The organism is Arthrobacter sp. S2(2024) (assembly GCF_036662515.1).
GTDB lineage: Bacteria > Actinomycetota > Actinomycetes > Actinomycetales > Micrococcaceae > Arthrobacter.
Map to the genome: position 1 here is coordinate 50,540 of NZ_JAYKZI010000009.1, position 24,341 is coordinate 74,880.

22 protein-coding genes and 5 tRNA genes are annotated in these 24,341 nt (G+C 64.2%); 19 read left to right on the forward strand and 8 right to left on the reverse strand.

Going from position 1 to position 24,341, the window contains the following annotated elements; all coding sequences use genetic code 11:
• Positions 1-12: 12 nt before the first annotated feature.
• The gene (locus VLA65_RS16385) at positions 13-894 is read right to left on the reverse strand and encodes a cytochrome (protein ID WP_059389088.1); all 882 of its coding nucleotides are present in this window, start codon (positions 892-894) and stop codon (positions 13-15) included.
• Between the two features lie 162 nt (positions 895-1,056).
• Here VLA65_RS16385 and VLA65_RS16390 point away from each other — a divergent pair, with 162 nt between their 5' ends.
• Complete coding sequence (locus VLA65_RS16390) at positions 1,057-2,205, forward strand: GGDEF domain-containing protein (protein ID WP_307054254.1); 1,149 nt, start codon at positions 1,057-1,059, stop codon at positions 2,203-2,205.
• 76 nt (positions 2,206-2,281) lie between these two features.
• Here the strand turns inward: VLA65_RS16390 and VLA65_RS16395 are convergent.
• Positions 2,282-2,356, reverse strand: a tRNA-Val gene (locus tag VLA65_RS16395).
• A gap of 260 nt (positions 2,357-2,616) precedes the next feature.
• Between VLA65_RS16395 and VLA65_RS16400 the strand changes: the two genes are divergently transcribed.
• The 6 genes from VLA65_RS16400 (at position 2,617) to VLA65_RS16430 (ending at position 6,442) form a co-directional block, all read left to right on the forward strand.
• A tRNA-Gly gene (locus VLA65_RS16400) sits at positions 2,617-2,689 on the forward strand.
• 55 nt (positions 2,690-2,744) lie between these two features.
• A tRNA-Cys gene (locus VLA65_RS16405) sits at positions 2,745-2,815 on the forward strand.
• A gap of 41 nt (positions 2,816-2,856) precedes the next feature.
• Positions 2,857-2,931: transfer RNA gene (locus VLA65_RS16410), tRNA-Val, on the forward strand.
• 57 nt (positions 2,932-2,988) lie between these two features.
• Positions 2,989-3,064 (forward strand) — tRNA-Gly (locus VLA65_RS16415).
• A gap of 268 nt (positions 3,065-3,332) precedes the next feature.
• Positions 3,333-4,760, forward strand: a complete 1,428-nt coding sequence (locus VLA65_RS16420) for an amino acid permease (protein WP_442880317.1) — start codon at positions 3,333-3,335, stop codon at positions 4,758-4,760.
• 464 nt (positions 4,761-5,224) lie between these two features.
• Entirely contained in the window at positions 5,225-6,442 is a 1,218-nt protein-coding gene (locus tag VLA65_RS16430) for a benzoate/H(+) symporter BenE family transporter (RefSeq protein ID WP_332603105.1), read from the forward strand.
• A 23-nt stretch (positions 6,443-6,465) separates the two neighbouring features.
• Here VLA65_RS16430 and zapE read toward each other — a convergent pair whose 3' ends face one another.
• Complete coding sequence (gene zapE / locus VLA65_RS16435) at positions 6,466-7,503, reverse strand: cell division protein ZapE (RefSeq protein ID WP_284990696.1); 1,038 nt, start codon at positions 7,501-7,503, stop codon at positions 6,466-6,468.
• Between the two features lie 209 nt (positions 7,504-7,712).
• Between zapE and VLA65_RS16440 the strand changes: the two genes are divergently transcribed.
• The 3 genes from VLA65_RS16440 to ybaK all read left to right on the forward strand — a co-directional run bounded on the left by VLA65_RS16440 (position 7,713) and on the right by ybaK (position 9,700).
• Positions 7,713-8,636: a sulfurtransferase gene (locus VLA65_RS16440; protein WP_284990697.1), complete on the forward strand. Its 924-nt coding sequence runs from the start codon at positions 7,713-7,715 to the stop codon at positions 8,634-8,636.
• Between the two features lie 101 nt (positions 8,637-8,737).
• Positions 8,738-9,193: a SufE family protein gene (locus tag VLA65_RS16445; RefSeq protein WP_284990698.1), complete on the forward strand. Its 456-nt coding sequence runs from the start codon at positions 8,738-8,740 to the stop codon at positions 9,191-9,193.
• Positions 9,194-9,208: 15 nt separating this feature from the next.
• The gene (gene ybaK, locus VLA65_RS16450; RefSeq protein WP_332603106.1) at positions 9,209-9,700 is read left to right on the forward strand and encodes a Cys-tRNA(Pro) deacylase; all 492 of its coding nucleotides are present in this window, start codon (positions 9,209-9,211) and stop codon (positions 9,698-9,700) included.
• 27 nt (positions 9,701-9,727) lie between these two features.
• Here ybaK and VLA65_RS16455 read toward each other — a convergent pair whose 3' ends face one another.
• The gene (locus VLA65_RS16455; RefSeq protein WP_332603107.1) at positions 9,728-10,978 is read right to left on the reverse strand and encodes an alpha/beta hydrolase family protein; all 1,251 of its coding nucleotides are present in this window, start codon (positions 10,976-10,978) and stop codon (positions 9,728-9,730) included.
• Positions 10,979-11,119: 141 nt separating this feature from the next.
• Here VLA65_RS16455 and VLA65_RS16460 point away from each other — a divergent pair, with 141 nt between their 5' ends.
• The 9 genes from VLA65_RS16460 (at position 11,120) to VLA65_RS16500 (ending at position 21,413) form a co-directional block, all read left to right on the forward strand.
• Entirely contained in the window at positions 11,120-11,611 is a 492-nt protein-coding gene (locus tag VLA65_RS16460; RefSeq protein ID WP_059389095.1) for a hypothetical protein, read from the forward strand.
• 13 nt (positions 11,612-11,624) lie between these two features.
• Positions 11,625-12,116, forward strand: a complete 492-nt coding sequence (gene msrB, locus VLA65_RS16465; protein WP_253257371.1) for a peptide-methionine (R)-S-oxide reductase MsrB — start codon at positions 11,625-11,627, stop codon at positions 12,114-12,116.
• Between the two features lie 174 nt (positions 12,117-12,290).
• Positions 12,291-13,661, forward strand: a complete 1,371-nt coding sequence (locus VLA65_RS16470) for a DUF6421 family protein (protein WP_332603108.1) — start codon at positions 12,291-12,293, stop codon at positions 13,659-13,661.
• Entirely contained in the window at positions 13,658-14,389 is a 732-nt protein-coding gene (locus VLA65_RS16475) for an SDR family oxidoreductase (RefSeq protein WP_307055152.1), read from the forward strand. The genes VLA65_RS16470 and VLA65_RS16475 overlap by 4 nt, the downstream gene beginning before the upstream one ends.
• A 9-nt stretch (positions 14,390-14,398) precedes the next feature.
• Positions 14,399-15,511, forward strand: coding sequence for a threonine aldolase family protein (locus VLA65_RS16480; RefSeq protein WP_370872286.1), 1,113 nt, complete (start codon positions 14,399-14,401; stop codon positions 15,509-15,511).
• 61 nt (positions 15,512-15,572) lie between these two features.
• Positions 15,573-16,238 (forward strand): DUF3000 domain-containing protein, encoded by a 666-nt coding sequence (locus VLA65_RS16485; RefSeq protein ID WP_059389098.1) that lies wholly within the window; start codon positions 15,573-15,575, stop codon positions 16,236-16,238.
• 69 nt (positions 16,239-16,307) lie between these two features.
• A complete protein-coding gene (locus tag VLA65_RS16490) occupies positions 16,308-17,660 on the forward strand; it encodes an HRDC domain-containing protein (RefSeq protein ID WP_332603109.1) in 1,353 nt (450 codons plus the stop codon).
• Positions 17,661-17,973: 313 nt separating this feature from the next.
• Positions 17,974-19,266, forward strand: coding sequence for a thiolase family protein (locus VLA65_RS16495; protein ID WP_332603110.1), 1,293 nt, complete (start codon positions 17,974-17,976; stop codon positions 19,264-19,266).
• Positions 19,263-21,413 (forward strand): 3-hydroxyacyl-CoA dehydrogenase NAD-binding domain-containing protein, encoded by a 2,151-nt coding sequence (locus VLA65_RS16500; RefSeq protein WP_332603111.1) that lies wholly within the window; start codon positions 19,263-19,265, stop codon positions 21,411-21,413. The genes VLA65_RS16495 and VLA65_RS16500 overlap by 4 nt, the downstream gene beginning before the upstream one ends.
• A gap of 10 nt (positions 21,414-21,423) precedes the next feature.
• Here VLA65_RS16500 and VLA65_RS16505 read toward each other — a convergent pair whose 3' ends face one another.
• Genes VLA65_RS16505 through VLA65_RS16520 form a run of 4 tightly spaced genes read right to left on the reverse strand, consistent with a single transcriptional unit; the run spans position 21,424 to position 24,328 of the window.
• Positions 21,424-22,494 carry a nucleoside hydrolase gene (locus VLA65_RS16505; RefSeq protein WP_332603112.1) on the reverse strand — a complete coding sequence of 357 codons (1,071 nt, stop codon included), beginning with the start codon at positions 22,492-22,494 and terminating at the stop codon, positions 21,424-21,426.
• Positions 22,495-22,504: 10 nt separating this feature from the next.
• Positions 22,505-23,482 (reverse strand): aldo/keto reductase, encoded by a 978-nt coding sequence (locus VLA65_RS16510; RefSeq protein ID WP_284990709.1) that lies wholly within the window; start codon positions 23,480-23,482, stop codon positions 22,505-22,507.
• Between the two features lie 39 nt (positions 23,483-23,521).
• On the reverse strand, positions 23,522-23,737 hold the full coding sequence (locus tag VLA65_RS16515; protein WP_028266791.1) for a hypothetical protein: 216 nt from the start codon (positions 23,735-23,737) through the stop codon (positions 23,522-23,524).
• 30 nt (positions 23,738-23,767) lie between these two features.
• Positions 23,768-24,328 (reverse strand): hypothetical protein, encoded by a 561-nt coding sequence (locus VLA65_RS16520; protein ID WP_059389101.1) that lies wholly within the window; start codon positions 24,326-24,328, stop codon positions 23,768-23,770.
• Between the last annotated feature and the right edge of the window lie 13 nt (positions 24,329-24,341).

Consider the following 24,341-nt stretch of genomic DNA (forward strand, 5'->3'; position numbering starts at 1 on the left):
GGCAAAAGGGGCCTAGGCCAGTTTAGTTGAGCCTGCGGGCGCCGCAGCGGCAGGGTACGACGGCGGAGCTACCGGGAGCAGCGCCGTTCCCGCTGCGGCCACATCGGCAGACATCTCCCACACCCGCTTCAAGGCGCAGAACTTCCACCAGTGGTGCTTGAGTACGTCCGGATTGGCCCGCTGGGGACGCACTTCGGTCTCGCCGATAGCCACCGCAAGCAGGACCGGGTTCTCACCGTATTTCCACGGCTCCCACTCCCCTGCCACTGGATCCACGAGGCTTTCTTCGGCCTTCATGCCCGCAACCAGTTGCATCACTACCTTGTCGTCGAGCGGTTTCACTGTTCCGTCACGGGTTGTGCCTTTGGTCTTGTAGTCGATCAGGCAGACCCTGCCGTTGATTTTGGCGACGAGGTCCAAGGTTCCGGCGTAACCAACGCTTGAGTTCCAGACAGTAATCTCGGGAGCGATGGGCTCCACCCGGTACAGCTCCCACCATTCATCGAAGCGGGCCGCGAAGGCATCCTCGCCGTTCGAAGCGAGCTCTTCACGCGTTTCCTTGACGCGGTGCGCGCGTCCGAGGGTGCGGAGGGCCACTTGCTCGCAGTAGTTGTGCACGCGGTCGCCGCGGCGCGCGGCGTCGTCCCGGTACACCTCCGCGGCCTTGGCTGCCTTGTTGACGGCCTGCCGCATCTTGGCAGGACTGGAAAGATGTTGCGGGAGTTCCGGGTCCTTCGCCAAGCTGCTGGCGCCCATGTAGCCGAACCAGCCGTCCAGGGAATGGGCCTGCTGGCCGATCACCGTGGTGATGGAAGGGACCGAGAAGGTCTCGGACGTGGACCGGGCATACATCCGGCCGTATTCGGTGGCATGGGCAAGCAGTGGATCTGTCATAAGAAAACTCTTTCACACACCGCCGACAAGAAAACGCGGAGCCTTGGTGGCCGTCGACGGGACTTCCCCGTCCCGTAATTCACAAGGCCCCACGCATGGCGCGCAAGGTTCCTTGACTCACGGTGCCATAATTGGTCACGTCCTCGGCTACTGGAGCGCATCTTGGTCCTCGATATAACAACACTGCGAGTCGCCCTAGGCGTGGTCGCCCTGACCCTGCTCCTCTTGTTCTACGCATCCTTCAGGCGCACGCGGTCGTCCTACAACGGGTGGTGGTGCATCGCACTCCTCTTCTTCCTCGCAGGCAACCTTGCGTTCCTTCTCAACGGGACGCCGTATCAAGTCTGGGCGAATCCCTCGGGAAACGTCCTCCTGGTGGGCGGAGCGTTCAGCGTGTGGACCGGCGCCCGGTCCCTCAGGATGTTACCGCCGCCTCGGTGGCAATTTGCCGCGGCCTGTGGCGTCACGGCCATCGCCTCCGTTTTGGAAAGCCCCGGTCACAACACGTGGTCCGGGGGCCTGGTCTATCTGGGATTCATGACTGTGGGAATCGCGTTGGCGTCCCGCGATCTGTGGCTACTTGATTCCAGCTACTCCCATGTGCACAAGTCGATGGCCTTGGCCGCGGGATTCCTGGCGGCCTACTATTTCTGCCGCCTGTCCGTGTATCTCGTCGAAGGTCCAAGCGGACCGAACTTCCGCCTGTATTTTGGCCCCTCCATGGCCAGCCTGGTCACGCTGATACTCCTGGTTGCCGTCTCGTTCAGCATGACCGCCCTCAGCAACGATCAGTTGATCAACCGGCTCAGCGAACGCGCTGCCCGCGACAACCTGACCGGGCTCCTCAACCGTGGCACGTTCATGGAGCTGGCCACCAAGGAGCTCGAGCGCCTGCACACCACAAACTCGGTCGCCTCATTGATCCTGGCCGATCTGGACCACTTCAAGGCGATCAATGACGAGTACGGTCATGCCGCCGGGGACACCGCACTGCAGGCGTTCGCGGCTGCGTGCACCGAGTCGGTACGATCCACGGACCTGGTCGGACGCTACGGGGGCGAAGAGTTCATCCTGCTTTTGCCGGGAGCCAGCCAGGAAAGGGCTGAAAGCATCGCGGCCGACATCAATCGCTCTTTGGCGGCAGCCAAGAGCCTCGACGACATCCACGTCCCAACGGTGAGTTACGGGGTCACGTCAACTGAGTTCGACGCCGTCGACCTCACCGCGATGATTGCGGCCGCCGATGCGGCCCTCTACGAAGCAAAGTCACTCGGAAGGAACCGGGTGGTCCGGGCGTCACCCCTTGCGTGATTGGGCGACGGATCCACGAGCAACGACAAGAGGTCCTGTGCGAAACATGAACCATGTTTCGCACAGGACCTCTTCTTGGTGGGCGATACTGGGTTCGAACCAGTGACCTCTTCGGTGTGAACGAAGCGCGCTACCACTGCGCCAATCGCCCGTGCACAAGAAGACTAACCGACCCCGGCCGGAATTCAAAAATCCGGAAAGTATCGGGCCGGCAGGCTAGGCAACAACCGGGAAAATGCCCACGAATCACAAGCGTGTAACTCGCAAATTCCGCGCCAATTCAAGGAACTTACGCCCTTTGCTCACGATTCCGGCAGATCGATTTGGAGTTTCCCGGAACCTCCTATAGAGTTTTTACTCGTCGGAAAGCGACGGAATGCCCCCTGCGGGCAGGCCGCCGAAGAAGACTATGCGGACGTAGCTCAGCTGGTAGAGCACCACCTTGCCAAGGTGGATGTCGCGAGTTCGAATCTCGTCGTCCGCTCGCAGGACACTGTCACGGCATTGACTTCTTGGAGCCCCAGGAATCGTGCTTACACGGTGGGTTGGCCGAGAGGCGAGGCAGCGGCCTGCAAAGCCGTATACACGGGTTCGAATCCCGTACCCACCTCGGTGAAAACCTTGGTTTCCGGTCCAGGCCGGATTGCATTTGGGCGATTGGCGCAGCGGTAGCGCGCTTCCCTGACACGGAAGAGGTCACTGGTTCGATCCCAGTATCGCCCACCAAGGCAAGGCAACTTGCTTGTTGATGAACGTCCGGCCCCGGCCGGATGACCATCATGTGCGGACGTAGCTCAGCTGGTAGAGCACCACCTTGCCAAGGTGGATGTCGCGAGTTCGAATCTCGTCGTCCGCTCCATTTCCTCCATCGCAATTGCACCTGGTCAAATGCAGTGACACCGTTCAAGCAGCTCCGCCGGAGCTGCTTTTTTTGTGCCCGCAGCCACCCACTACGCCCCGCCTACCTGTGTCGCCCACCCGAAAGATCAGCAGAACTGATCAATACCACTCAGCAAAAATCACTTTATCCAATGTGATTCAGCTCGCATACTTTTCTTCAGGCCTAATTCGTCCACGCCCACACGCAGGAGCACATGGTGAATCAACAAACTCTCGTCCGCTCGATCATGAGGAAGAAACCCATTGACGACATCGAGGAGGAAAGCAAGCACAGCGGGCTCTTCAAAAGCCTGGGCCTCTGGCAACTGACGGCCATCGGCGTCGGCGGCATCATCGGCGTCGGGATCTTCTCCTTGGCCGGGCTCGTGGCGCACGGAAGCGCGGATACCCCGGGTGTCGGCCCGGCCGTGCTGATCTCGTTCCTGGTTGCGGGCCTTGCCTCTGCGGCCGCGGCACTCTCCTACGCCGAATTCGCGGGCATGATCCCCCGCGCCGGATCCGCCTACACCTATGGCTACGTCGCCCTTGGCGAGGTCATCGGATGGTTCATCGGCTGGGACCTGCTGCTGGAGTACATCGCAATCGTTGCCGTCGTCGCGATCGGCATCTCCGGCTACTTTGACGCATTCCTCGCCGGAATAGGCATCCACATGCCAACCTGGATGACCTCCACCGTGGACGAGGGGAAGGGCGGGGTCATCAATCTTCCGGCCATCCTGGTCTGCCTGCTGGTCACCTGGATCCTGAGCCGCGGAACCAAGGCGTTTGGCCGCTTCGAACTCGTGGCGGTGGCCATCAAAGTGGTGCTCATTCTGTTCATCATCGGTCTGGGCATTTTCTACATCAACACCAACAACTACAACCCATTCATGCCCAGCGGCTTCGGGCCGGTCCTGGCCGGCTCCGCAACGGTCTTCTTCGCAGTGTTCGGCTATGACGCCATGAGTACAGCCGCGGAGGAAGCCAAGGACGGCAAGAAGCACATGCCCAAGGCAATCGTCCTCTCGCTTGTCATCGCCATGCTCCTCTACGTAGCGGCCACCCTGGTACTTACAGGCATGCAGAACTACAAGGACATCAATCCCACCGCCGGTTTCGCCTCCGCCTTCACCGGAGTCGGATTGCCCGTCATCGCCACCATCATCTCCGTATTCGCGGTCCTGTCCATCCTGACCGTGATGCTGACCTTCCTGCTCGGCGTCACCCGTGTCTGGTTCTCCATGAGCCGTGACGGCCTGCTCCCGGGCTGGTTTGCGGGGACCGACAAGCACGGCACCCCGCAGCGCGTCACGTGGATCGCAGGCATCGCCTCGGCGCCGCTCGCCGGCGTCTTCCCCATCAAGGCCGTCGCCGACCTGACCAATATCGGCATCCTCGCGGCGTTTGTGGTGGTGTGCTTGTCAGTCATCATCTTCCGCTACAAGAAGCCCAATGCGCCCCGTACCTTCCGGCTGCCGTTCATGCCGGTGGTTCCGGCCTTCGGAATGCTCGCATCCGGCTTCCTCATGCTCCAGCTCCATTGGGAAACCTGGCTGCGTTTTGTGGTGTGGCTGGTCATCGGACTGGTCATCTACTTCAGCTACGGTCGCAAGCACTCCTTGATGAATCCGGACAGCCCCCGCCACCAGGAGCTTTCTCCCGAGAAGCAGCTGTGACCTTTTCCAAGGATCGTTTGACATTCCAGTCAAATTTTCCCTTGGCACCTCCAAGGTCTCGGGTTAGGATCGAGAACGGAGGAGCGAACTGGCTCCGTGATTGAAGGGAGGTGCCCGTGGGATTACTTGACGATCTGAAGGGCAAAGTTCAGGACCTCGTTGGTGGCAGTGAAGAAGCCATCAAGGACGGGATCGAATAGACCGCCGATTTTATCGACGACTAGATGCGGTTCAGAGAGCCGCTTCCGAGTTCGTGGACAACCTCGACGGTGACGCTGAAAGGGCTACGGCCTGGACAGCTCCCTCCGCCAATGAGGCTCCGTAGCCGGTTCTGCCGGCCAGAGCTCCCGATTACAGTTACGTCAACGGGGCACCGGTCCCGCCGCGAGGCGCCGCCGGTGCCCTTGGCGTTTAACTGTTGCCGCCTCGGCACGCGCACCAAGGCTCCGGTAACGTGATGGTCTATGCCAGCGTCATCACTCCACACCGGACAGCCACGTCCAGCTTCCGCCTCCCGGCAGCTCTCCCGCCCGCTTGTTGCTGGAATCGTGACCGCGCTGGTCGGTTTTACTTCTTCCTTCGCAGTAGTGCTCGCAGGCCTCCGGGCGATGGGGGCCACCCAGGAACAAGCCGCCAGCGGGCTCCTGGCCCTCACCCTCGCCTTCGGGCTCGGCGTGCTCTGGCTTTCCTTGCGCTCCCGCTTGCCTGTCACCCTTGCGTGGTCGACGCCAGGGGCCGCTTTGCTGGCGGGAACCGGAGTGCCCGACGGCGGGTGGCCGGCCGCCGTCGGCGCCTTCCTCATCGCTGGTGTACTGATCGCCTTGACCGGGCTCATTCCGGCGCTTGGCAAGCTAATGGCGAAGATTCCCACGGCCCTCGCCCAGGCGATGCTGGCCGGAGTGCTTTTGTCCCTCTGCCTTGCCCCGTTCAAAGCCTTGGGCACCGCTCCCCTCTTGGTGGCTCCGGTGATCCTCTGCTGGCTGGTCATGATGAAGCTGGCACCCCGCTGGTCGGTCCCTGCCGCATTGTTGGTGGCACTCGCAGTCATCGGAATCTACATCGTGGTCAACGGCGTGGACATTCCTGTGAACCGACTGTTGCCTGAGTTGCAGTGGACCACCCCTGCTTTCACTCCCACCACAGTGGCCGGCATCGCCCTGCCGTTGTTCATTGTCACCATGGCTTCCCAGAACATTCCGGGGGTGGCCGTGCTGAAGTCCTTCGGGTACACCGTCCCGTGGCGCCAGTCGATGCTGGTGACCGGCGCAGGGACCGCGCTGGGGGCTCCCTTTGGCGGGCATGCGATCAACTTGGCGGCGTTGAGCGCTGCCCTGGCGGCTGGGGAAGAGGCAGGTGAGGACCGGGGCCGGCGCTGGATCGCGGCCTTCACGTCAGGCCTGGCCTACCTCATGCTGGCAGCCTTCTCCGCCGCGTTGGTGACCGTTGTGGCAGCGGCACCGCCCGGGCTCCTGGAAGCCGTCGCGGGCTTGGCCCTGCTGGGCACCCTGGCATCCGCCATCGCCTCTGCCCTGGCTATTGCCGAAGAACGCATGGGGGCCTCCGTGACGTTCCTGATCGCGGCCTCGGGCCTCAGCTTCGCCGGGATTGGCGCCGCGTTCTGGGCGCTTGCCGCCGGAATCCTGGTGCGTTGGGTCCTGAAAAACAGGGAACCCCAAAAGTAGAGTGGGGCAGCCTGCCCCAATCTTTACGACGGCTCGTGGTTTTGGCCCTCGCGCGCCAGGGCGGTCAGACGGGACACGGCGCGGAAGTACTTCTTCATGTACCCGCCAGTCATCATTTCCTCAGTGAAGAGCTTGTCGAAGGGCACACCGCTGGCAAGGATCGGGACGTCCTTGTCGTACAGGCGGTCGGCCAGTACCACGAAGCGTAGGGCGACGGCCTGCTCGGTAATGGTTTCGACGTCGCGCCAGACAACAGCATCGATGCCTGCGATCAGCTTGCGATAGCGGCTGGGGTGGACACCGGCGAGGTGGTCGATCAGGCCGCGGAAGTCGTCCACGGCCACGGTCTGGCCGTCGAACTCGGCGTGCATCTGCCGTTTGAGGTCTTCGGTCTTCAAGGGTGCCGGAGCCGCGGGCAAGCCGCGGTGCCTGAAGTCTTCCCCGTCGATCCTGACAACATCGAACTGGTCCGCAAGGACCTGGATCTCCCGCTGGAAGTCGACGGCGGCAAAGCGGCCGTCTCCCAGTGAACCAGGCAGAGTGTTGGATGTGGCAGCGAGCTTCACACCGGCGTCGGACAATTCACGCATGAGGCGGGACATCAGCACCGTGTCGCCCGGATCATCGAGCTCGAATTCGTCAATGCAGACAAGCTTGTAGCTGCTCAGAGCCTCCACGGTTTTCCGGAAGGAGAGGGCGCCCACGAGGTTGGTGTACTCCACGAATGTCCCGAAGGCTTTCGGACCCGGAGCCGAGTGCCACAGGGAGGCCAGCAAGTGGGTCTTTCCGACGCCGAATCCGCCGTCGAGGTAGATGCCGGCCCTGGTGCTGGCCTTCTTGCTGAAAAGGCGCTTGAACAGGCCGTCTCCGTCGCCGGCTCCGACCGTCGCCCCAAACGCTTCCAGGGACTTGACCGCTGCCGCCTGGCTGGGCTGGTTCGGATCAGGCCGGTAGCTCTTGAAGGACACCTCGCCGAACCGTGGCGAAGGGTAGAAACCCTTGAGAATCTCATCCGCTGAGACCGCCGGCGTGCGCGCGGCGAGCTGTTCGATCTGTACCAATGCGGTCCGTTCTTCGTGTCGTAAGTCCCCAGCAAGAATACCGGCTATGCCATGCCCAGGGCGGACACGTGATGAAGGCCATATTTCACCATATGAACGGGGAGGAGCTTTAGTCCCCGGCCCTCGATACTGTGGGACTAAAGCCCGGGCATGTCCTAACGCCCGGTGCCGCCCGGTGTCAGTGAAAGTGTCAGTGAAAGGCCATACCAATGTCCTACCCCGTTGAACAGAACGAGAAGTTCGCCGCGTACGCCCACCCCGAACGCCTGGTGTCCACCGAGTGGCTTGCCGCAGCCCTCGAAGGCGGCGCTCTTGGCGACGGCAAGCTGGTTGTTGTCGAATCCGACGAAGACGTCCTCCTGTACGAGACCGGCCACATTCCGGGCGCGGTCAAGATCGACTGGCATACGGACCTGAACGATGAAGTCACCCGGGATTACGTCGACGGTGAAGCCTTCGCGGCCCTGGCGGCCGCCAAGGGCATCTCCCGGGACACCACCGTGGTGATCTACGGCGACAAGTCCAACTGGTGGGCCGCTTACGCCCTCTGGGTTTTCACGCTTTTCGGCCACGAGGACGTCCGGCTCCTGGACGGCGGCCGTGACAAGTGGATCGCCGAGGGCCGCGACATCACCACCGATGTCCCCCAGCCCGCCCCGGGCGAGTACCCCGTGATCGACCGGAACGACGCCCCGATCCGTGCCTTCAAGGATGACGTGCTGGCCCACTTCGGCAAGCCGCTGATCGACGTCCGCTCCCCTGAGGAATACACCGGCCAGCGCACCCACATGCCTGCCTACCCCGAAGAGGGCGCCCTGCGCGGGGGGCACATCCCCACCGCGGCGTCCATCCCGTGGGCACGCGCCGCTGCCGAAGACGGCACGTACCGTAACCGGACCGAACTTGAGGACCTCTATCTCGGGGAAGCGGGCCTCACGGAAGGCGACGACGTCGTGGCCTACTGCCGTATCGGCGAGCGTTCCAGCCACACCTGGTTCGCCCTGAAGTACCTGCTTGGTTTCGAAACGGTCCGCAACTACGACGGTTCCTGGACGGAGTGGGGCAACGCGGTGCGCGTCCCGATCGCCAAGGGCGCTGAGCGGGGCTCCGTCCCCGCACTCGCCGGAAAGTAGTCCGGAATCTCCGGGCCCTGCCCGATAGGCCTGCCACCTTGGCTAGGCCATATTCAAGCAACAGGAGCCAGACCGGCCCGGACTTGCGTAAGCTGGAAGTGATGAGTACTTATACTTTGCCCGCCGCATTGGCGGAAATTGTCGATGACTTCCAGGCACTGACCGAGCCCGATCGCCTTCAGCTGTTGCTTGAGTTCTCGCGTGGGCTCCCGGCTTTGCCGGAACGGCTGCTGGACCACCCTGAGCTGCTGGAACAAGTGGTGGAGTGCCAGTCGCCGCTGTTCCTGACCATTGAACAGGAAAAGAACCCCGACGGCGTCGCTTACCGTTTGTTCTTCAAGGCACCGCCGGAGGCGCCTACCACGCGCGGCTTCGCGGGGGTTCTGCACGAAGGACTGGATGGGCTGACTGCCGCGGAGATCCTGGCTGTACCGGATGACATGCCGGAACTGCTGGGCCTCACCCGGGCAATCACTCCCCTGCGCATGCGTGGCATGACGGCCATGCTGGGGCGGATCAAGCGCAAGGTCGCCGCGGCGGACCGCTTGTTGTCCTGATCCGGGATACCGGGAATGGCTAAGAAACAGGCCTCACAAGGAACGCCGGCCACAGCCGTACTGGTTGCGGCCGGCGTTTCTTTCACACTGCACCCCTATACGCATGATCCTTCGGCGGCCAGCTACGGGCTTGAAGCGGCCGAGGTCCTCGGTATCGATCCCGAGCGGGTCTTCAAGACTTTGATGGTGGACATTGACGGCAAGCTGGCGGTAGGCATAGTTCCGGTCAGCGGCACGCTGGATCTCAAGGCAATCGCGGCAGCTCTCGGATCGAAGAAGGCCACCATGGCCGACCCCAAGATGGCCGAGCGGCGCACCGGCTATGTCCTGGGCGGGATTTCCCCGCTGGGCCAGCGCCAGCCGTCGCCAACTGTGCTCGACGAATCGGCGTTGGCCTTCGGCACGGTCCTCGTGTCCGGTGGACGCCGCGGCCTGGACATCGAGCTGGACCCCGCAGACCTTATCCGGCTGACCGGCGCACGCACCGCGCCGATCGGCAGCCCCTAGCAAACGCCGGCAGTAGCACCGGCATGCTCACGCCGACACAGGCCCGCCGCGGGGCGTGAGGTGCGGAGCGAGCCATGAGCGCACCAACCGCTCCCATTTCTGCGGATCCACATTCCACTCCTTCGTGTGGCGCGCGCCTTCGAAAGGTTCGAAGGTGACCATGTCGGGATTCTTTTCGGCGAGGCTGGCCGAGGGTTCGTAGGGAACATACTCATCGTCCACGCTGTGGATGACCAGGGTTGGAGTCCGCAATTCGACGGCGCGGGCATCCCAGTCCATCGCCTTCAAGTCGACGGGCGCGGCCAGGCCGGTCAGGCGCCTGCCCAACGGGTGCCCCAACATGAGCTGCCCGTAACGGCCCACGGCGTAGGGGATCCTGTTGATCTGCGCGTGGTGCGCCAGGACGTTGACCCAGTTGATCACGGGTGCGTCCAGGACCATGGCCCTGATCACATGGCGGTGATGCGAGAGATCGGCCGTCTGCAGGCAGATCGCCCCGCCCATCGACCACCCGAACAGGACCACTTCGTGGGCGCCGTGCGCGAGTGCATACTCAATGGCGGCGTCGACGTCGTGCCATTCCGTCGACCCCAGGCCGTACCGCCCGTCCGGGGCAGACGGCGCCAGGCCGTCGTTCCGGTAGGAAATGAGCAGGCTGTTGAGCCCAAGGTCGTGCGCTACGCGCGCGGCTCGCAAGCCTTCGAGCCGCGTGGCCCCACGGCCATGGACCATGATCGCCCAGGTTTTCGCGGGTTTCCCGGCGCTTGACGGAACCAGCCACGCAGGCGCCTGCCCACCCTCGACGTCGATCTGTATGTCTTCGGAGTCCAGGCCAAGCGCCGCCGGGGAGTCGTACACAGCACCGCTCCACCACCCGCGCCGGGCCGTCGACAGATCCCCGCTATAGACTTCCTCGACTTCGCGCTGCACCGTCCGTTCGGCGGGCGAATAGGACACGATCCGACCGATCCGCGCGAACCCTGTCCCGCCCGCGAAGAAGAGGCTGAACACGCCGTCGACGGTGGTGTCCGGGGTGGCCGCGAGAATGACCTGGAGCCCCTTATCACCGCGTACCACCGCCAACACCTCCTGGTCGGCCTCGCGCGTTGAGGGGGTAATGACACGCCGGGCAAAATAGGCTGCGAGCGCAGAAGACCCTGCGCCCAGCAAGCCGGCGATGCTGCTTCCAGCAACGATCCCCGCAACGGCCCATTTGGCGCGGACGGACATTTTCGCACCGCTCTCAACGTTTGGCGCAGCTCGGGTCATGGATGCCATGTGACCATTCTCCCGGTTGCGGGGCAGTGTTCCGAACAGCGCCCTCTGTGGCGTTTCCTCGCGGGAGGCAACACCGCGGCGAGAACAGAATTGCCGCGCGAAACCATGCCTCCCGGCACGGCTCAGGTCTACGCTGTAGCCATGAGTGAACCAATCGTCATCCTTACCGAAGAGCCTCTCGGCCCGGACGACCGCGTCAATATTGCCAAACTGATCGACGGCGGAGACTCGCCCCTAGTGGTGCTGGTGCCTGCAAACACCGAACGGCATTTGTTGGTGGACTTCCTCGAGAACCTCTCGTTGCTTGAAGTAGCCAAGGCATTCCGGGATCTGCTCGCGGAGGCGCCGGATCCGCAGTCGGAGCGGGCCCAGGCTGCCGAGGCCTTGTCGGCGTCGCTCGCGGCCCTGGATGGGCTGGGTGGCGGGGTGACTGGTGAAATCGTCGACGGCGGCGCGGTGGCCGGCTTGGTGTCCAAGGTCAAGGCTCTCAATGCCGCGCAGGCCGTCGTCGTGACCCGCCCGCACGCGATCGCCGATACCTTCCATACAGATTGGGCGAACAAAGCCCAGGACCAGTTGGGGCTGCCCGTGCTGCATCTCTACGCCGGCTCGGGATTTATCGGCGACTCGTGAGCGTTGAGTGAGCATGAGCACTGCAGATAACAGGAAGTACTTCCAAGCCGCGGACCCCTTGGCCGGGGTTCCCCTCCAGGATGTCCCGAAGGACGGGCAATGCGTGGAGAAAACGGACGCCGAGTGGCGCGAGGAACTTACCCCGGAGGAGTTCAGGGTTCTTCGCCAAGCCGGAACGGAACGCCCGTACACGGGTGAGTACTGGGACACCCATACGGCAGGCGTCTACCAGTGCCGCGCGTGCGGCGCAGAGCTTTTCACCAGCAACGAGAAATTCGATTCCCATTGCGGCTGGCCGTCCTTCTGGGCACCACTCGCGGAAGGCACGGTCCGTTACATCCACGACCGTACTTTGGGAATGGAACGGGTGGAGGTCCGCTGCGCCAATTGCGATTCCCACTTGGGGCACGTTTTCGAGGGTGAGGGCTACGGCACACCTACTGACCAGCGGTATTGCATTAACTCCGTTTCGCTCAGGCTTGTCGAGTCCCCGGCCGGGCAGTAGCGCCAAGCTGCCGGCAGCCCCCAAGGCCAGCCCTCCCCGGGCTGGATCTTCCGGGGCTGCCGGAGCCACTTGCGAAAGAGTTTCTTATGCTCGAGCCACTTTTGAATTAGCGACTCTGACCGCTTGCTACGCTCGCCTCAGAACAACGATTCTTGAGGAAAGGCACAGTCGACGATGACCATCACCGTTACCACCACCCGTCCGCGCATCACCTCTGACAACCGGGACTGGATTTCCCTGAAGGCCGCGGCCACTGCCCTCCAGGCGTTCCAAAGCCAGGACGGTTCCATCCAGGATGCCCTCCACCACGAGGCTGCCCGGGCATACACGGCCACCATCACGGAAGCCATCAAGAGCCTGGCCCCTGCGTTCCCGCATGACGCCGCCTATCTCGAACTCCTGGTCGCGGACTTCGGCCGCTGGGCCGACGCCGGCTTCGGAGTTCCGGACTTCCTCGACTCACTGTTGGCCTTCCAGCCGCAGGAACACCGCGAAGACGGGCTCCAGCACCTCGTAGTGTTCCCCATGTACACCCAGAACGGCAGCACGAGCCGTCTCGTGGAAGCGGTCCTGATCGAGGTGATCTGGCCCGAGTTCATCGGCGCCTTGGAGGCCGGCGACTACTCCAACAAGCTGTTCGTACCCATCCGTTTCGTGGATTTCACTCCCGGGTACGACACGAATTCGGCCGTCCTCTTCCCCGAGACCGTTGCAGTGCGGGAAACGCCTGCCTTCACGTGGGGCGCCATCTTCGCAGACCGCGAGGCCGCCCGCTTCCGCCGCGTGCTCAAAGCAGCCGCCGCAACGACGTCCCTGCAGCTTCCCCCAGATGCCGCCGAGCTGCTGGATGACCAGGAACTCACGCAGCGCACGTTCGTCATGTGGGACCTGATCCACGATCGCACCCACATGCGCGGCGACCTTCCCTTCGATCCGTTCATGATCAAGCAACGGATGCCGTTCTTCCTCTACTCGCTCGAGGAGCTCCGCTGCGACCTGACGGCTTTCCGCGAATCCGTCCGGATCGAAAAGGACGAGGATGCATCCCCGGACGCCCGGCGCCACGCGAAGCTCGTGCAGTACGCCGTCATCTTCGACCGCATCTTCCGCTTTGCGATCACCGGCAACCGGGTCCGCAACTACGACGGACTGGGCGGCCAGCTCCTCTTCGCCTGGATGCACCAGCACCACGTCCTGCACTGGACCGACAGCAAGCTCAGCATCGACTGGGACGAGGCGGCCGACGTCGTGATCGAGCTCGGTGCCCGGATCGAAGAACTGTACTGGCGCTCGATCGACCGCCCCAAGGCCGCCCACTGGCTTGCAGCGTATAAGCTCATTTCCGGTACGGTCACTCCGCACCCGGCTTCGGTCTGGGCGAAGGGCCCGGAGGCACTGCCGCTCGACGGGCCGCCCCGCGGCCTCACAGACCAGGTCCTCGACGACGAATTCCCCCTGTCCATGTTCTACGAAGCACTGGAGAAGAAAATGCGTCCGATCATCGAATCAACCACCGGTATCACCGGGCAGACCGCAGCCTCATGACCGGCGGACCGCTGACTGTCGTCGTCACAGGTGGCAGCAACTCTTCCGGCATCGCCGTGGCCCGCGCCTTCGCGCTGGCCGGGCACCGGGTCTTCACCATCGGCTCAAACGAGGCCCGAATCGAGGCTGCAGCGGCCGAAGCGGGCGACGACGTCACTCCCCTCGTATGCGATCTTTCCCGGCTTGAGTCCGTGCGCGAACTCGCCTCGGACATCCACGGGAGCACGGAAAGGGTCGACGGCGTCATCCATCTGGTGGGAGGGTGGCGCGGAGCCAAGGGAATCGAAGACCAGCCGGACGAAGACTGGGCCGCCCTTGAGCAAAGCGCCATCACAACCCTGAGGAACGTCTCCAGGGTCTTCTACAAGGATCTCGCCTCTTCCCCCACGGGCCGTTTCGCCATGGTGAGTTCGACGGCGGTCGCCGCACCTACCGCCGGGGCCGCCACCTACGCGGCGGCCAAGGCTGCCGCGGAGACCTGGACCCTGGCCGTGGCTGACGGTTTCCGCCGCGATCAATCAGGAAACAAGGACGAACCAACCGAGCAGCACAGCGCCGCCGTCGTCTTCGTGGTGAAGTCGCTCCTGGACGCGGCGATGCGGCGGGAGCACCCGGAGCGGAAATTCCCCGGGTACACGGACGTCGAGGACTTGGCGGCGGCCGCCGTCGGGCTCTTCGACAAGCCTGCAGCGGAACTGAACGGACAGCGCCTCCTCCTGGCCAAATAGACTGAAAGCGTGAATGAACAAGTGACGAGCACTACAGAAGAATTCCCGGCTGCCCTCGACACGGAAGCCGTTGGGCGCCTCCACGATCCCTCCGTCCGCGGTTTCGCCTCGGACAACTACTCAGGCGTCCACCCTGAAATCCTGGCGGCCCTGGCCGCAGCCAATGGCGGCCACCAGGTCTCTTACGGGGAGGACCAGTACACGGAGCGGCTCCAGGAAGTCATGGAGGAGCACTTCGGCGCAGGCATCGAATGCTTCCCCGTCTTCAACGGGACTGGCGCGAACGTGTTGTCCCTGCAGTCGCTGCTGCCGCGCTGGGGTGCGGTCATCTGCGCATCGACCGCCCACATCAACATGGACGAGAACGGCGCACCGGAGCGGATCGGCGGCATCAAGCTTCTCCAGGTCCCGACGTCGGACGGCAAGCTGACCCCGGAATTGATCGACCGCGAAGCGTGGGGCTGGGGCGACGAACACCGCGCGCAGCCCCTGGCCGTCTCCATCACGCAGACCACGGAGCTCGGCACGTGCTACACGCCGGAAGAAATCCGGGCGATCGCCGACCACATCCATGCCAAGGGCATGAAACTGCACATGGATGGCGCCCGGCTCGCCAATGCTGCCGCCCACCTTGGCGTGCCCTTGCGGACGTTCACCCGCGACGCCGGCGTCGACATCTTGTCCTTCGGCGGCACCAAGAACGGGCTGCTGTTCGGCGAAGTAGTGGTCGCCCTGAATCCCGAGGCCGCCCACGGGCTGAAGTTCCTGCGCAAGATGAACATGCAGCTGGCCTCCAAGATGCGCTTCATCTCGGTCCAGTTCGTCGCGCTTCTGGAGTCCGGGCTGTGGCTTCGCTCAGCGGAACACGCGAATGCCATGGCCTCACGGCTGCGTGCGGCGGTCGACTCCATCGAGGGCGTGGAGCCTACCCAGGCCACGGAGTCCAACGGCGTCTTCGCGGTACTGCCCGCCGGCGTCGCCGATCGCCTCCGCTCCTCCTTCAAGTTCTACGACTGGAACGAAGCGAACCGGGAGGTGCGCTGGATGTGTTCCTTCGACACCACCGAAGAGGACATCGATTCCTTCGTTGCCGCAATCAAGCGCGAACTGGCCGCGGCATAGGCCGCAGGACGGGGCGGCGTGGCTTCAAGGTTTCGCCGCCCCGGACACATAATCTGCGAAGGTGAACGCACTCGCACAGGTTCCCGCGGATTTCTTGCATGCGTTGGGAACGCTACGAAAAGCAAAGTGCCGGAGCGAGCTGCGGCTCGCGGAAATCCCGGCGCCCTCCCGCTTGGCCCCCTACGCCGTTGCCCTGGGGGCAGAGGTATTCAGCCGGTCGACGCGTCCCGGCCGGACCCCGGTCCATGGCCCCGCCGCCATGGCATTTTCCAGCGAAAACACACCGGGTTCCCCCGGCGCGGCCGACGACGAAGACGACGAGCTTGCAACAGGCCGGTTCATCTTGCTCCATGATCCCGACGGCTCGGCTGTATGGGACGGCGAATTCCGGATCGTCACCTATATCCGCGCCCAGCTGGAAGCCGACATGGGCAATGACGCCATGCTCGGTTCCGTTGCGTGGACATGGCTCGTGGACTCCCTGGAGAACCATTCAGCCCAGTACCGGGCGGCTGGCGGAACGGCCACGCGCATCCTGTCCGAGAGCTTCGGCACGTTGGCCGAAAGACCTGAAACCATCGACATCGAACTCCGCGCCTCATGGACACCAGCGTCTTCCGATGTCCAGGCCCATCTGGAGGCATGGTGCGATATGGTCTGCACGTTCGCGGGGCTCCCTCCCCTGCCTCCCGGTGTCACGCCCCTGCCAAATCGGCGGCTCACATGAAGCCTGTGAAGGTGTGCTGGAGCCCTTGGCCGGACCGGCCGGGCACAGAGTCGGTAAACTGAAGGCACCATGACCCCTGAAAATCTGGAACCCACCACAGCCGGCGCTCCGGCTGCTGATCCCACACCACACATCACGGTAGACGGCTTCGAAGGCCGAATACCCGAGATCATCGATCTGGATGCCCCGCGCGAGGGGGTGCCGCTTGTCATCGACACCCTGTCCGGCCTGGAGCGGTGCGCCGCTGCCATCGCCGCGGGATCCGGCCCCGCCGGGGTCGACGCCGAAAGAGCCTCCGGCTTCCGCTACGGGCAGCGCGCCTTCCTCGTGCAGATCAGGCGCGACGGCGCAGGCACCTGGCTGATCGATCCCGAACCCTTCGATGACCTGAAAATCGTCAACGAGGCGCTGCGCGGCGTCGAGTGGATCCTGCACGCCGCGACGCAGGATCTTCCGTGCCTGGCCGAGCTTGGCATGTGGCCCGACAAGCTCTTCGACACGGAGCTCGCCGCACGCCTTGCCGGGCTGCCCCGCGTAGGCCTGGCGGCCGTCATAGAGCAGCTCCTGGGCTTCGGCCTCGCCAAGGAACACTCGGCCGCCGACTGGTCCACCCGCCCCCTCCCGGAACCCTGGCTGCGGTACGCGGCCCTCGACGTCGAGGTGCTCGCCGAACTGCGCGAAGAACTGATCGAACTCCTGGAAGCGGATGGCAAGCTGGATTTCGCCGAACAGGAATTCGCCGGAATCCTCGGAGCAGGCCTTCCCGCCCCGCGGGTGGACCCGTGGCGCAAGACCTCCGGACTGCACCAGATCCGTGACCGCCGCCAATTGGCTGCCGTGCGCGAACTTTGGTACGAACGGGATCAGCTCGCTCGGAAACGGGATGTTGCTCCCAGCCGCCTCATTCCCGACTCCGCCTTGGTCGCCGCCGCCAAGGCCATGCCCACAACCGTTCCGCAGCTCCTGGCCACCAAAGGTTTCCACGGACGGGCGGCACAGCGCGAAGCACCACGCTGGCTGCGCTGCATTGCCGGCGCGAGGACCACCGACGACCTTCCGCCGCTCCATCTTCCAACCAACGCTCCCCCGCCGCCTCGTGTCTGGACAGACCGCGATCCCGAAGCCGCGGCCCGGCTCGGGACTGCCCGGCCCCGGCTACAAGAGGCCGCGGATCGGCTCAAGCTTCCCGTGGAAAACCTGCTCACCCCGGATTACATGAGGCGCGTGCTGTGGCGGCCGCCGTCGGACATCACCGTGGAGTCCGTGTCGGAAGAGCTGCGCGCCCTTGGCGCCCGCGAGTGGCAAATCGCCATCACGGCGCCGATCCTCACCGAGGCGTCACTTAATCCGCAGCCGTTGCCCCCCAAGGAGCCCAAAGAGCCGCGGACCCCGGCGTCCAAGGAACGGACCCCGGCGCCCTGAACCGAGGTTTCCGCCTCCCCTGGGACCCTCGCTCACAAACAAGCCCTCCCGGCCCAACCCCCGCTCACAAACAAGCCCTCCCGGCCCAACCCCCGCTCACAAACAAGCCCTCCCGGCCCAACCCCCGCTCGGTGACGTGAGCGAGGGTCCGCCGGAAACCGGTCATACGCGAGCGAGGATCGGACCAAAGGCCGTCATATGTGAGCGCGGATCTCCTTGCGCGCTAAGTTACTGGCGAGTAACATGGCGGTAAATGACACCGGCTTCCCCCGTGAGGGCTGTCCGGCATCTATGTCTCAACGAGGAGTCACACATGAGCCAAACCGGGAACAGCGCCAAGCCGAGGACAGTCCGCGACGTCGTTTTCGTTGACGGTGTCCGGACGCCATTCGGCAAAGCGGGCGACAAGGGCATCTATGCGGGCACCCGTGCCGACGACCTCGTAGTCAAGTGCATCCGGGAACTGATGCGACGCAACCCGGGCTTGCCCGCCGAACGCGTTGACGAAGTCGCCATCGCCGCCACGACGCAGACCGGCGACCAAGGCTTGACCATCGGCCGCACTGCGGCCCTCCTGGCCGGCCTCCCCCGCAGCGTGCCCGGCTTTGCGATCGACCGCATGTGTGCCGGAGCAATGACCGCAGTCACGACGACGGCGAGCGGCATCGGTTTCGGCGCGTACGATGTCGTGATCGCCGGGGGCGTGGAGCACATGGGCAACCACCCCATGGGTGCGGGCGCGGATCCCAACCCCAGGTTCATGTCCGAGCGGATCGTCGATCCAGCCGCCCTGAACATGGGCAACACCGCCGAGAACCTGCACGATCGCTTCCCGGCGATCACCAAAGAGCGAACCGACGCCTACGCAGCGGCGTCCCAGGCAAAGCTCGCCGCCGCCTACGGCAAGGGACAGATCCAGCCCGACTTGGTCCCGGTCGCCACGATGAAGCCCGGACAAGGCTGGACAGTGAACACCGTCGATGAGCCGCCGCGGCCCGGGACCACCGTTGAAGACCTCGCGGAGCTGCGTACGCCGTTCAGGGCCCATGGCCGGGTCACCGCAGGCAACGCGGCCGGCTTGAACGACGGCGCGACGGCGGCAGTCCTGGCCTCCGCGGAGGCTGCCGAAGAGCTCGGCCTGTCCGTGAAAATGCGCCTGGTCTCCTATGCTTTCGCGGGGGTCGAACCCGAGGTCATGGGTATCGGCCCGGTCCCGGCCACTGAGAAGGCCCTCAAGAACGCCGGACTCGGCATCGGGGACATCGACCTTTTCGAGATCAACGAGGCCTTCGCGGTTCAGGTCCTGAGCTTCCTGGACCACTTCGGAATCGCCGACGACGACCCTCGCGTCAACCGCTACGGCGGAGCGATCGCCGTCGGGCATCCCCTCGCATCATCCGGCGTTCGGCTCATGAATCAACTGGCCCGCCAGTTCGAGGAAGACCCGTCCGTCCGGTACGGCATCACTACCATGTGCATCGGTTTGGGAATGGGTGCCACAGTAATCTGGGAGAACCCGCACCACCCCGACTACAACAGCCACAACAGCTACAACAGCGAGACCGAGACCGCCGTCGAGACCGAGAGCAAGGGAGCCGCAGCATGAGCGCCGCAGAATTCCAGAAACTGGCCGGACTGTTCCCGGACGAGACCGTGACCCACTCCTACGTTCAGGACATCGAACTCCCCGGCAACGCCGGAACGTTCGCCCTGATCACCCTCGACAACGGCCTGGACCACACCAAGCCCACCACCCTCGGACCCAATACCCTCGTCGAGCTCGGCACGGTACTTGAAGGCCTCAAGGATCGCGCTGCGCGCGGCGAGATCGTCGGCGTCGGCGTCACAGGCAAGCCATACTTCCTGGTGGCCGGCGCGGACCTCTCTGCGGTCAAGCGACTCGAAGAGCGGGAACACGGCCTGTGGATGGCGCAACTGGGCCACGATGTCTACGCGACGCTCGCCGATCTGGGTGTTCCCAGCTTCGCCTTCATCAACGGCCTCGCGCTCGGAGGCGGCCTCGAAATCGCCCTCCAGTCCACGTACCGCACGGTCTCGACGGGCGCCGGTGCCCTCGCTTTGCCCGAAGCCTTCATCGGACTCGTCCCTGGTTGGGGCGGCGTCTACATCCTGCCGCGACTCATCGGCCCGGAAAACGCCGTCAAGGTCATGATCGAGAATCCGCTGAGCAACAACCGCACGCTCACCGGTCCCCAGGCTTTCCAGCTGGGCATTGCCGACGCGATCTTCGAACCCGCGGATTTCGTGGAGCAGTCCATTGCCTGGGCCGCGAAAGTGATTGCGGGCGAGGCCGTCCCGGATCGGAGCAACTCCGTGGACCCGGAGGACCCCTCGGTTGTCGAACGCTGGGCCGGCGCCGTGGCGGCGGGCCGTGCGTTCGTGGAAGCCAAAACGTCAAACGCATCACCGGCTCCGGCCAAGGTGCTGGATATCCTCGAGGCCAACCGGACCATGGGCAAGGCGGATTCCGCGGCCCTGGAATGCGAGACACTCGCTGATTTGATGCAGACGGATGAGTTCCGTTCCACCGTCTACGCCTTCCTGGACCTCGTGCAGAAGCGCTCCAAGCGGCCTGCCGGTGCGCCCGACCGCAAGCTCGCGCGCCCGGTAACGAAGATCGGCGTCGTCGGTGCCGGCCTGATGGCGAGCCAGCTCGCCCTGCTGTTCGCACGCCAGCTCAAAGTACCCGTGGTCCTGACGGACATCGACCAGGAGCGCGTGGACAAGGGAGTTGCTTACGTCCATGCGGAGGTGGACAAGCTGCTCGGCAAGAAGCGGATCAGTTCCGACGCCGCGAACAGGACCAAGGCCCTCGTCAGCGGCTCCGTCTCCAAAGAGGCATTCGCCGACGCGGACTTCGTCATTGAAGCAGTTTTCGAAGAACTCAACGTCAAGAAGCAGGTCTTCGCCGAAGTGGAGGCCATTGTCTCCCCCGAGTGCATCCTCGCTACCAACACGTCCTCGCTGTCCGTGACGGCGATGGCTGAGGATCTGCAGCACCCGGAACGCCTGGTCGGGTTCCACTTCTTCAACCCCGTCGCCGTCATGCCGCTCCTGGAGATCGTGCGTGCCCCGAAGACCGACGACGCCGTGCTGGCCACCGCGTTCGAGCTCGCCAAGGGATTGAAGAAGACAGCCGTGCTGGTCAAGGACGCCGCCGCTTTCGTTGTCAACCGGATCCTGCTGCGGCTCATGGGCGAAGTCATTGCCGCGTTCGACGAAGGGACGCCGGCGGACGTCGCCGATTCGGCGCTTCGCCCCATGGGCCTGCCGATGAGTCCGTTCACCCTCAGCGCGATGGTAGGCCTTCCGGTCGCCCAGCACGTCCAGGAATCGCTGCACGCTGCCTTCGGCGAGCGTTTTGCGGTATCCCAGAACCTGCAGAAGTTGGTTGACAACGGCGTGAAGTCACTCTGGGCTCCGGGTCCTGACGGACAGCCGGTCATCCCGGCCGACACGTTGGCACTCATGTCCTTCGGCACCACGCCGTCCACTTCCGAGGAGGTCCTTCGTCGCACGCAGGACGCCCTCGCCGAGGAAATCGGACTCATGCTGTCCGAAGGCGTGGTGGCCGGGCCTGAAGACATTGACCTCTGTGTCATCCTCGGCGCCGGCTGGCCGATGTTCCTGGGCGGCATCACACCGTATCTGGATCGGGTGGGCGCCTCCGAGCGTGTCAACGGCAAACGCTTCCTGGCTCCCGGGATCGCGTCGAAGCCGGCCGCCGGGTAGCGTTCCGGCGTCAAGAACCCGGCAGGCTCCGGGCAAGGCCGCCCAATGCGCGCACCAGTTCGGCGAAGGCTTCGCTTGGGTGGTTTTCCGAGACGATGCGCGCGTTGGGAGGCTCGCCCCACAGTCCGCGGAAGTCCGCCACGGTGGTTCCGATGAGCTTGGGGGCCGCCGTCTCGACGTGCACTGTGGCCGTGCGGGTGCTGTACCTGGCAGTGCGTGCGGCGACGGACGCCGCGAAGTAGTCGTGGATGTGCGCCACGTAGCCTTGGCCGTACTTTCGGTGGAACTCGAAATAGAAGCGCAGCATATCGCTGAGGTGCCGCACGAGTTCGTTGGACGCAGTACTGCGCCGTCCCTCCGGCTGCTCCGGGAGGACAAGTTCCGGCTCCGTGCAACCCGCCTCGGCAGCCAAGGCCGCCACGTGCCCGGGTGTCAGTTCGATCCGTTCCGTGGTCTCCAAGGCGCACACCACCGGAAGGCACTCCTCGGGAAGTCCGGAGAAGGCCGCAAACACCTCGGCGGCTGCGTGCGGATCAACGTGGGTGTTCCACTCGGCGGTGGGCGTCGTGTTGCCCTGGTAGTAGTAGCTGCCACCCATGATCACGACGCCGCGCAGCAGCTCCGGCAGCCGCGGCTCGGCCCGCAGGGCGAGGGCAAAGTTGGTGAGGGGCGCCGTCAACAGGGCGGTCAGCTCCCCCGGCCGTGACCGGGCCGCTTCGACCCAAAGCTCGACGGCGTCGACGCCGTTCAGTTGTCCGCGCGGTTCCGGTAGCTCGGCGTAGCCCACGCCTTGGGGACCGTGGGTTTCCGGCGTGGTGGTCAGCGGGATCCGCAGCGGAGCCCGGGCCCCGATGGCAACGGGCACGTCAGGGCGGCCACACAACTCGAGCAGGGACAGGTTGTTGCGTGCCACCTGCTCCGCCCCGACGTTGCCCGGAGTGCTGCTCACTGCGACGAGTTCCACCTGCGGCTGGCTGCACAGGTAGGCGATGGCGAGGGCATCGTCGATTCCTGTGTCGCAGTCCACCAGCAAGCTCACGGATTCGCGCCGGCCTGCAGCCGCTGCCTGCTCCCCGCTCATGGAACGCTCCTTAGAAAAGGGCTACCTTGGGCGTGCGCGGGAAGATGTCGTCCATTTCGGCACGTTCTTCCGCCGTGGGCACCCAGCGCACGGCTTTCGCGTTTTCTGCGATCTGCTCCGGGCGGGTGGCTCCCGCAATGACGCTGCTGACTGCGGGCTGGGCGGCCAGCCAGGAGAAGGCCAGCTGCAGTTCGTTCAGGTCCCGCTCCTTGGCGAATTGGCTGAACCTGCCCAACTGGACCCAGTCGGCGTCGTGGACCATGTTGGTCCGCGTGTGGCTGAGGCGCGATCCTTCCGGGGCGCTGCCTGGAGCATACTTGCCCGTCAGGAGCCCGTTCGCTAGGGGGAAATACGGCAGGACACCGAGCCCGAAAGCCTGGGCGGCCGGAAGGACTTCGAGTTCCGCGCGGCGGTCCAGAAGGTTGTAGTGGTTCTGCGTCGAAATGAACCGTGCACCGCCCTGTATCCGTGCGACGTATTCGGCTTCGGCGATCTGCCACCCAGCACGGTTGGAATGGCCGAGGTACCGGACCTTGCCGCTTGTGACGAGGTCATCGAGGGCTGCGAGGGTCTCGTCAACCGGGGTGAGGGGGTCCGGGGTGTGGTACTGGTACAGGTCAATCCAGTCCGTGCCGAGGCGGCGCAGCGATGCCTCGGCTGCTTGGATGATGTAGCGGCGCGATCCCCGGGCGCCGAAATCGTTGCCGTTGGCGCCGTGCATATCCATGCCGAATTTCGTGGCCACGACGGCGTCGTCCCTGCGACCTTTCAGGGCGACGCCCAGCATGGTCTCGCTGAGGCCGGGCTCCCGGCCGTAGACGTCTGCAACATCGAAAAGCGTCACTCCGGCGTCCAAGGCGGCGTGCACTACCGCGTTGGTACCCTCCTGCGATTCAGTGGCCGTATTGGCCCGCCCGAGATTGTTGCACCCCAAACCGACTACTGAGACGGTCAATCCGGAATTTCCAAGACGGCGATATTCAGTCATGGTTTCACCCTACAACGACCGCGGGGGCGGGTCCGCCGCTCAGGATCCGAAGGCGATTCCCGCTTCTTCCATCGCATCGTGCAACTGGGCCATGACCTTGGGTCCCATGCCGTGCAGGGCCGCGACCCGTCCCTCGCCGAACTCGGCGAGTTGTTCCAGGGTTTCCAGACCTTCGTGGGCGAGTGCCCTTCGTGCGGGAGCGGACAAGCCCTTGGGCAGCGGAGTGTGTCCGGGCCAGTTGCTCTTGGGCGCCATGCGTGTCCCTTCGAAGCGGTGATGTGGTCCTTAGAGGGTAAAGCCCGCGCCCGTTTTCGGCGAGTGTTTTACTTTGAATGCGGTGGGTTCGGCATGGGGCGCCGCCGCGATGCTCAGCTTGGTGAAGTCCAGGTCTTCTCCCCTGATGCACACCTTGATGGCGTTGACGGCCTTGTTGACATCCGGGCACAGGCAGAAAATGTTGAGCTTCGAGTCGCTGATATCGGATCGATCCACGGTACCCAAACCGCGCCAGGCCAGTTCGCTCGTCAGGGCGGCCTTCGCCTTGCGTTCAAGATAGCGGTCGCGGTCGGTGCCGTCCTTCGTCTTGAGCGCGATCTGAGCGACCACCCAAAACTGCTCGGTCTCGGGAATCTCCGCGTAGCCATCCTCTTCGCATTGCGCGGCAAAGGCCGTCATGAGGCCTTCGACGGCGGATTCGTCGTCGACGTCGGTTTCGTCAGTGCTGCTCTGGTGTCCTACGACCCCGTGGTTGATGACGAACTGCTTGAATTCGTCGTCATACCAGGCTTCCCGGAAATGCAGGACCGCTTCGTCGTCGCGCTTATAGGTGCGGATGATGCCGCTCATGCCTGTCCTTTTC

Bases quoted from the DNA above. Each gene is read 5' to 3' on its own strand.
- VLA65_RS16445 (WP_284990698.1), top strand. From the start codon at position 8,738: ATGAGTACTTATACTTTGCCCGCCGCATTGGCGGAAATTGTCGATGAC.
- VLA65_RS16475 (WP_307055152.1), top strand. From the start codon at position 13,658: ATGACCGGCGGACCGCTGACTGTCGTCGTCACAGGTGGCAGCAACTCT.
- VLA65_RS16510 (WP_284990709.1), bottom strand. From the start codon at position 23,482: ATGACTGAATATCGCCGTCTTGGAAATTCCGGATTGACCGTCTCAGTA.
- VLA65_RS16515 (WP_028266791.1), bottom strand. From the start codon at position 23,737: ATGGCGCCCAAGAGCAACTGGCCCGGACACACTCCGCTGCCCAAGGGC.
- VLA65_RS16440 (WP_284990697.1), top strand. From the start codon at position 7,713: ATGTCCTACCCCGTTGAACAGAACGAGAAGTTCGCCGCGTACGCCCAC.
- VLA65_RS16490 (WP_332603109.1), top strand. From the start codon at position 16,308: ATGACCCCTGAAAATCTGGAACCCACCACAGCCGGCGCTCCGGCTGCT.
- VLA65_RS16430 (WP_332603105.1), top strand. From the start codon at position 5,225: ATGCCAGCGTCATCACTCCACACCGGACAGCCACGTCCAGCTTCCGCC.
- VLA65_RS16520 (WP_059389101.1), bottom strand. From the start codon at position 24,328: ATGAGCGGCATCATCCGCACCTATAAGCGCGACGACGAAGCGGTCCTG.
- VLA65_RS16455 (WP_332603107.1), bottom strand. From the start codon at position 10,978: ATGGCATCCATGACCCGAGCTGCGCCAAACGTTGAGAGCGGTGCGAAA.
- VLA65_RS16385 (WP_059389088.1), bottom strand. From the start codon at position 894: ATGACAGATCCACTGCTTGCCCATGCCACCGAATACGGCCGGATGTAT.
- VLA65_RS16420 (WP_442880317.1), top strand. From the start codon at position 3,333: ATGAGGAAGAAACCCATTGACGACATCGAGGAGGAAAGCAAGCACAGC.
- VLA65_RS16495 (WP_332603110.1), top strand. From the start codon at position 17,974: ATGAGCCAAACCGGGAACAGCGCCAAGCCGAGGACAGTCCGCGACGTC.
- VLA65_RS16460 (WP_059389095.1), top strand. From the start codon at position 11,120: ATGAGTGAACCAATCGTCATCCTTACCGAAGAGCCTCTCGGCCCGGAC.
- msrB (WP_253257371.1), top strand. From the start codon at position 11,625: ATGAGCACTGCAGATAACAGGAAGTACTTCCAAGCCGCGGACCCCTTG.
- ybaK (WP_332603106.1), top strand. From the start codon at position 9,209: ATGGCTAAGAAACAGGCCTCACAAGGAACGCCGGCCACAGCCGTACTG.
- VLA65_RS16470 (WP_332603108.1), top strand. From the start codon at position 12,291: ATGACCATCACCGTTACCACCACCCGTCCGCGCATCACCTCTGACAAC.
- VLA65_RS16500 (WP_332603111.1), top strand. From the start codon at position 19,263: ATGAGCGCCGCAGAATTCCAGAAACTGGCCGGACTGTTCCCGGACGAG.
- VLA65_RS16505 (WP_332603112.1), bottom strand. From the start codon at position 22,494: ATGAGCGGGGAGCAGGCAGCGGCTGCAGGCCGGCGCGAATCCGTGAGC.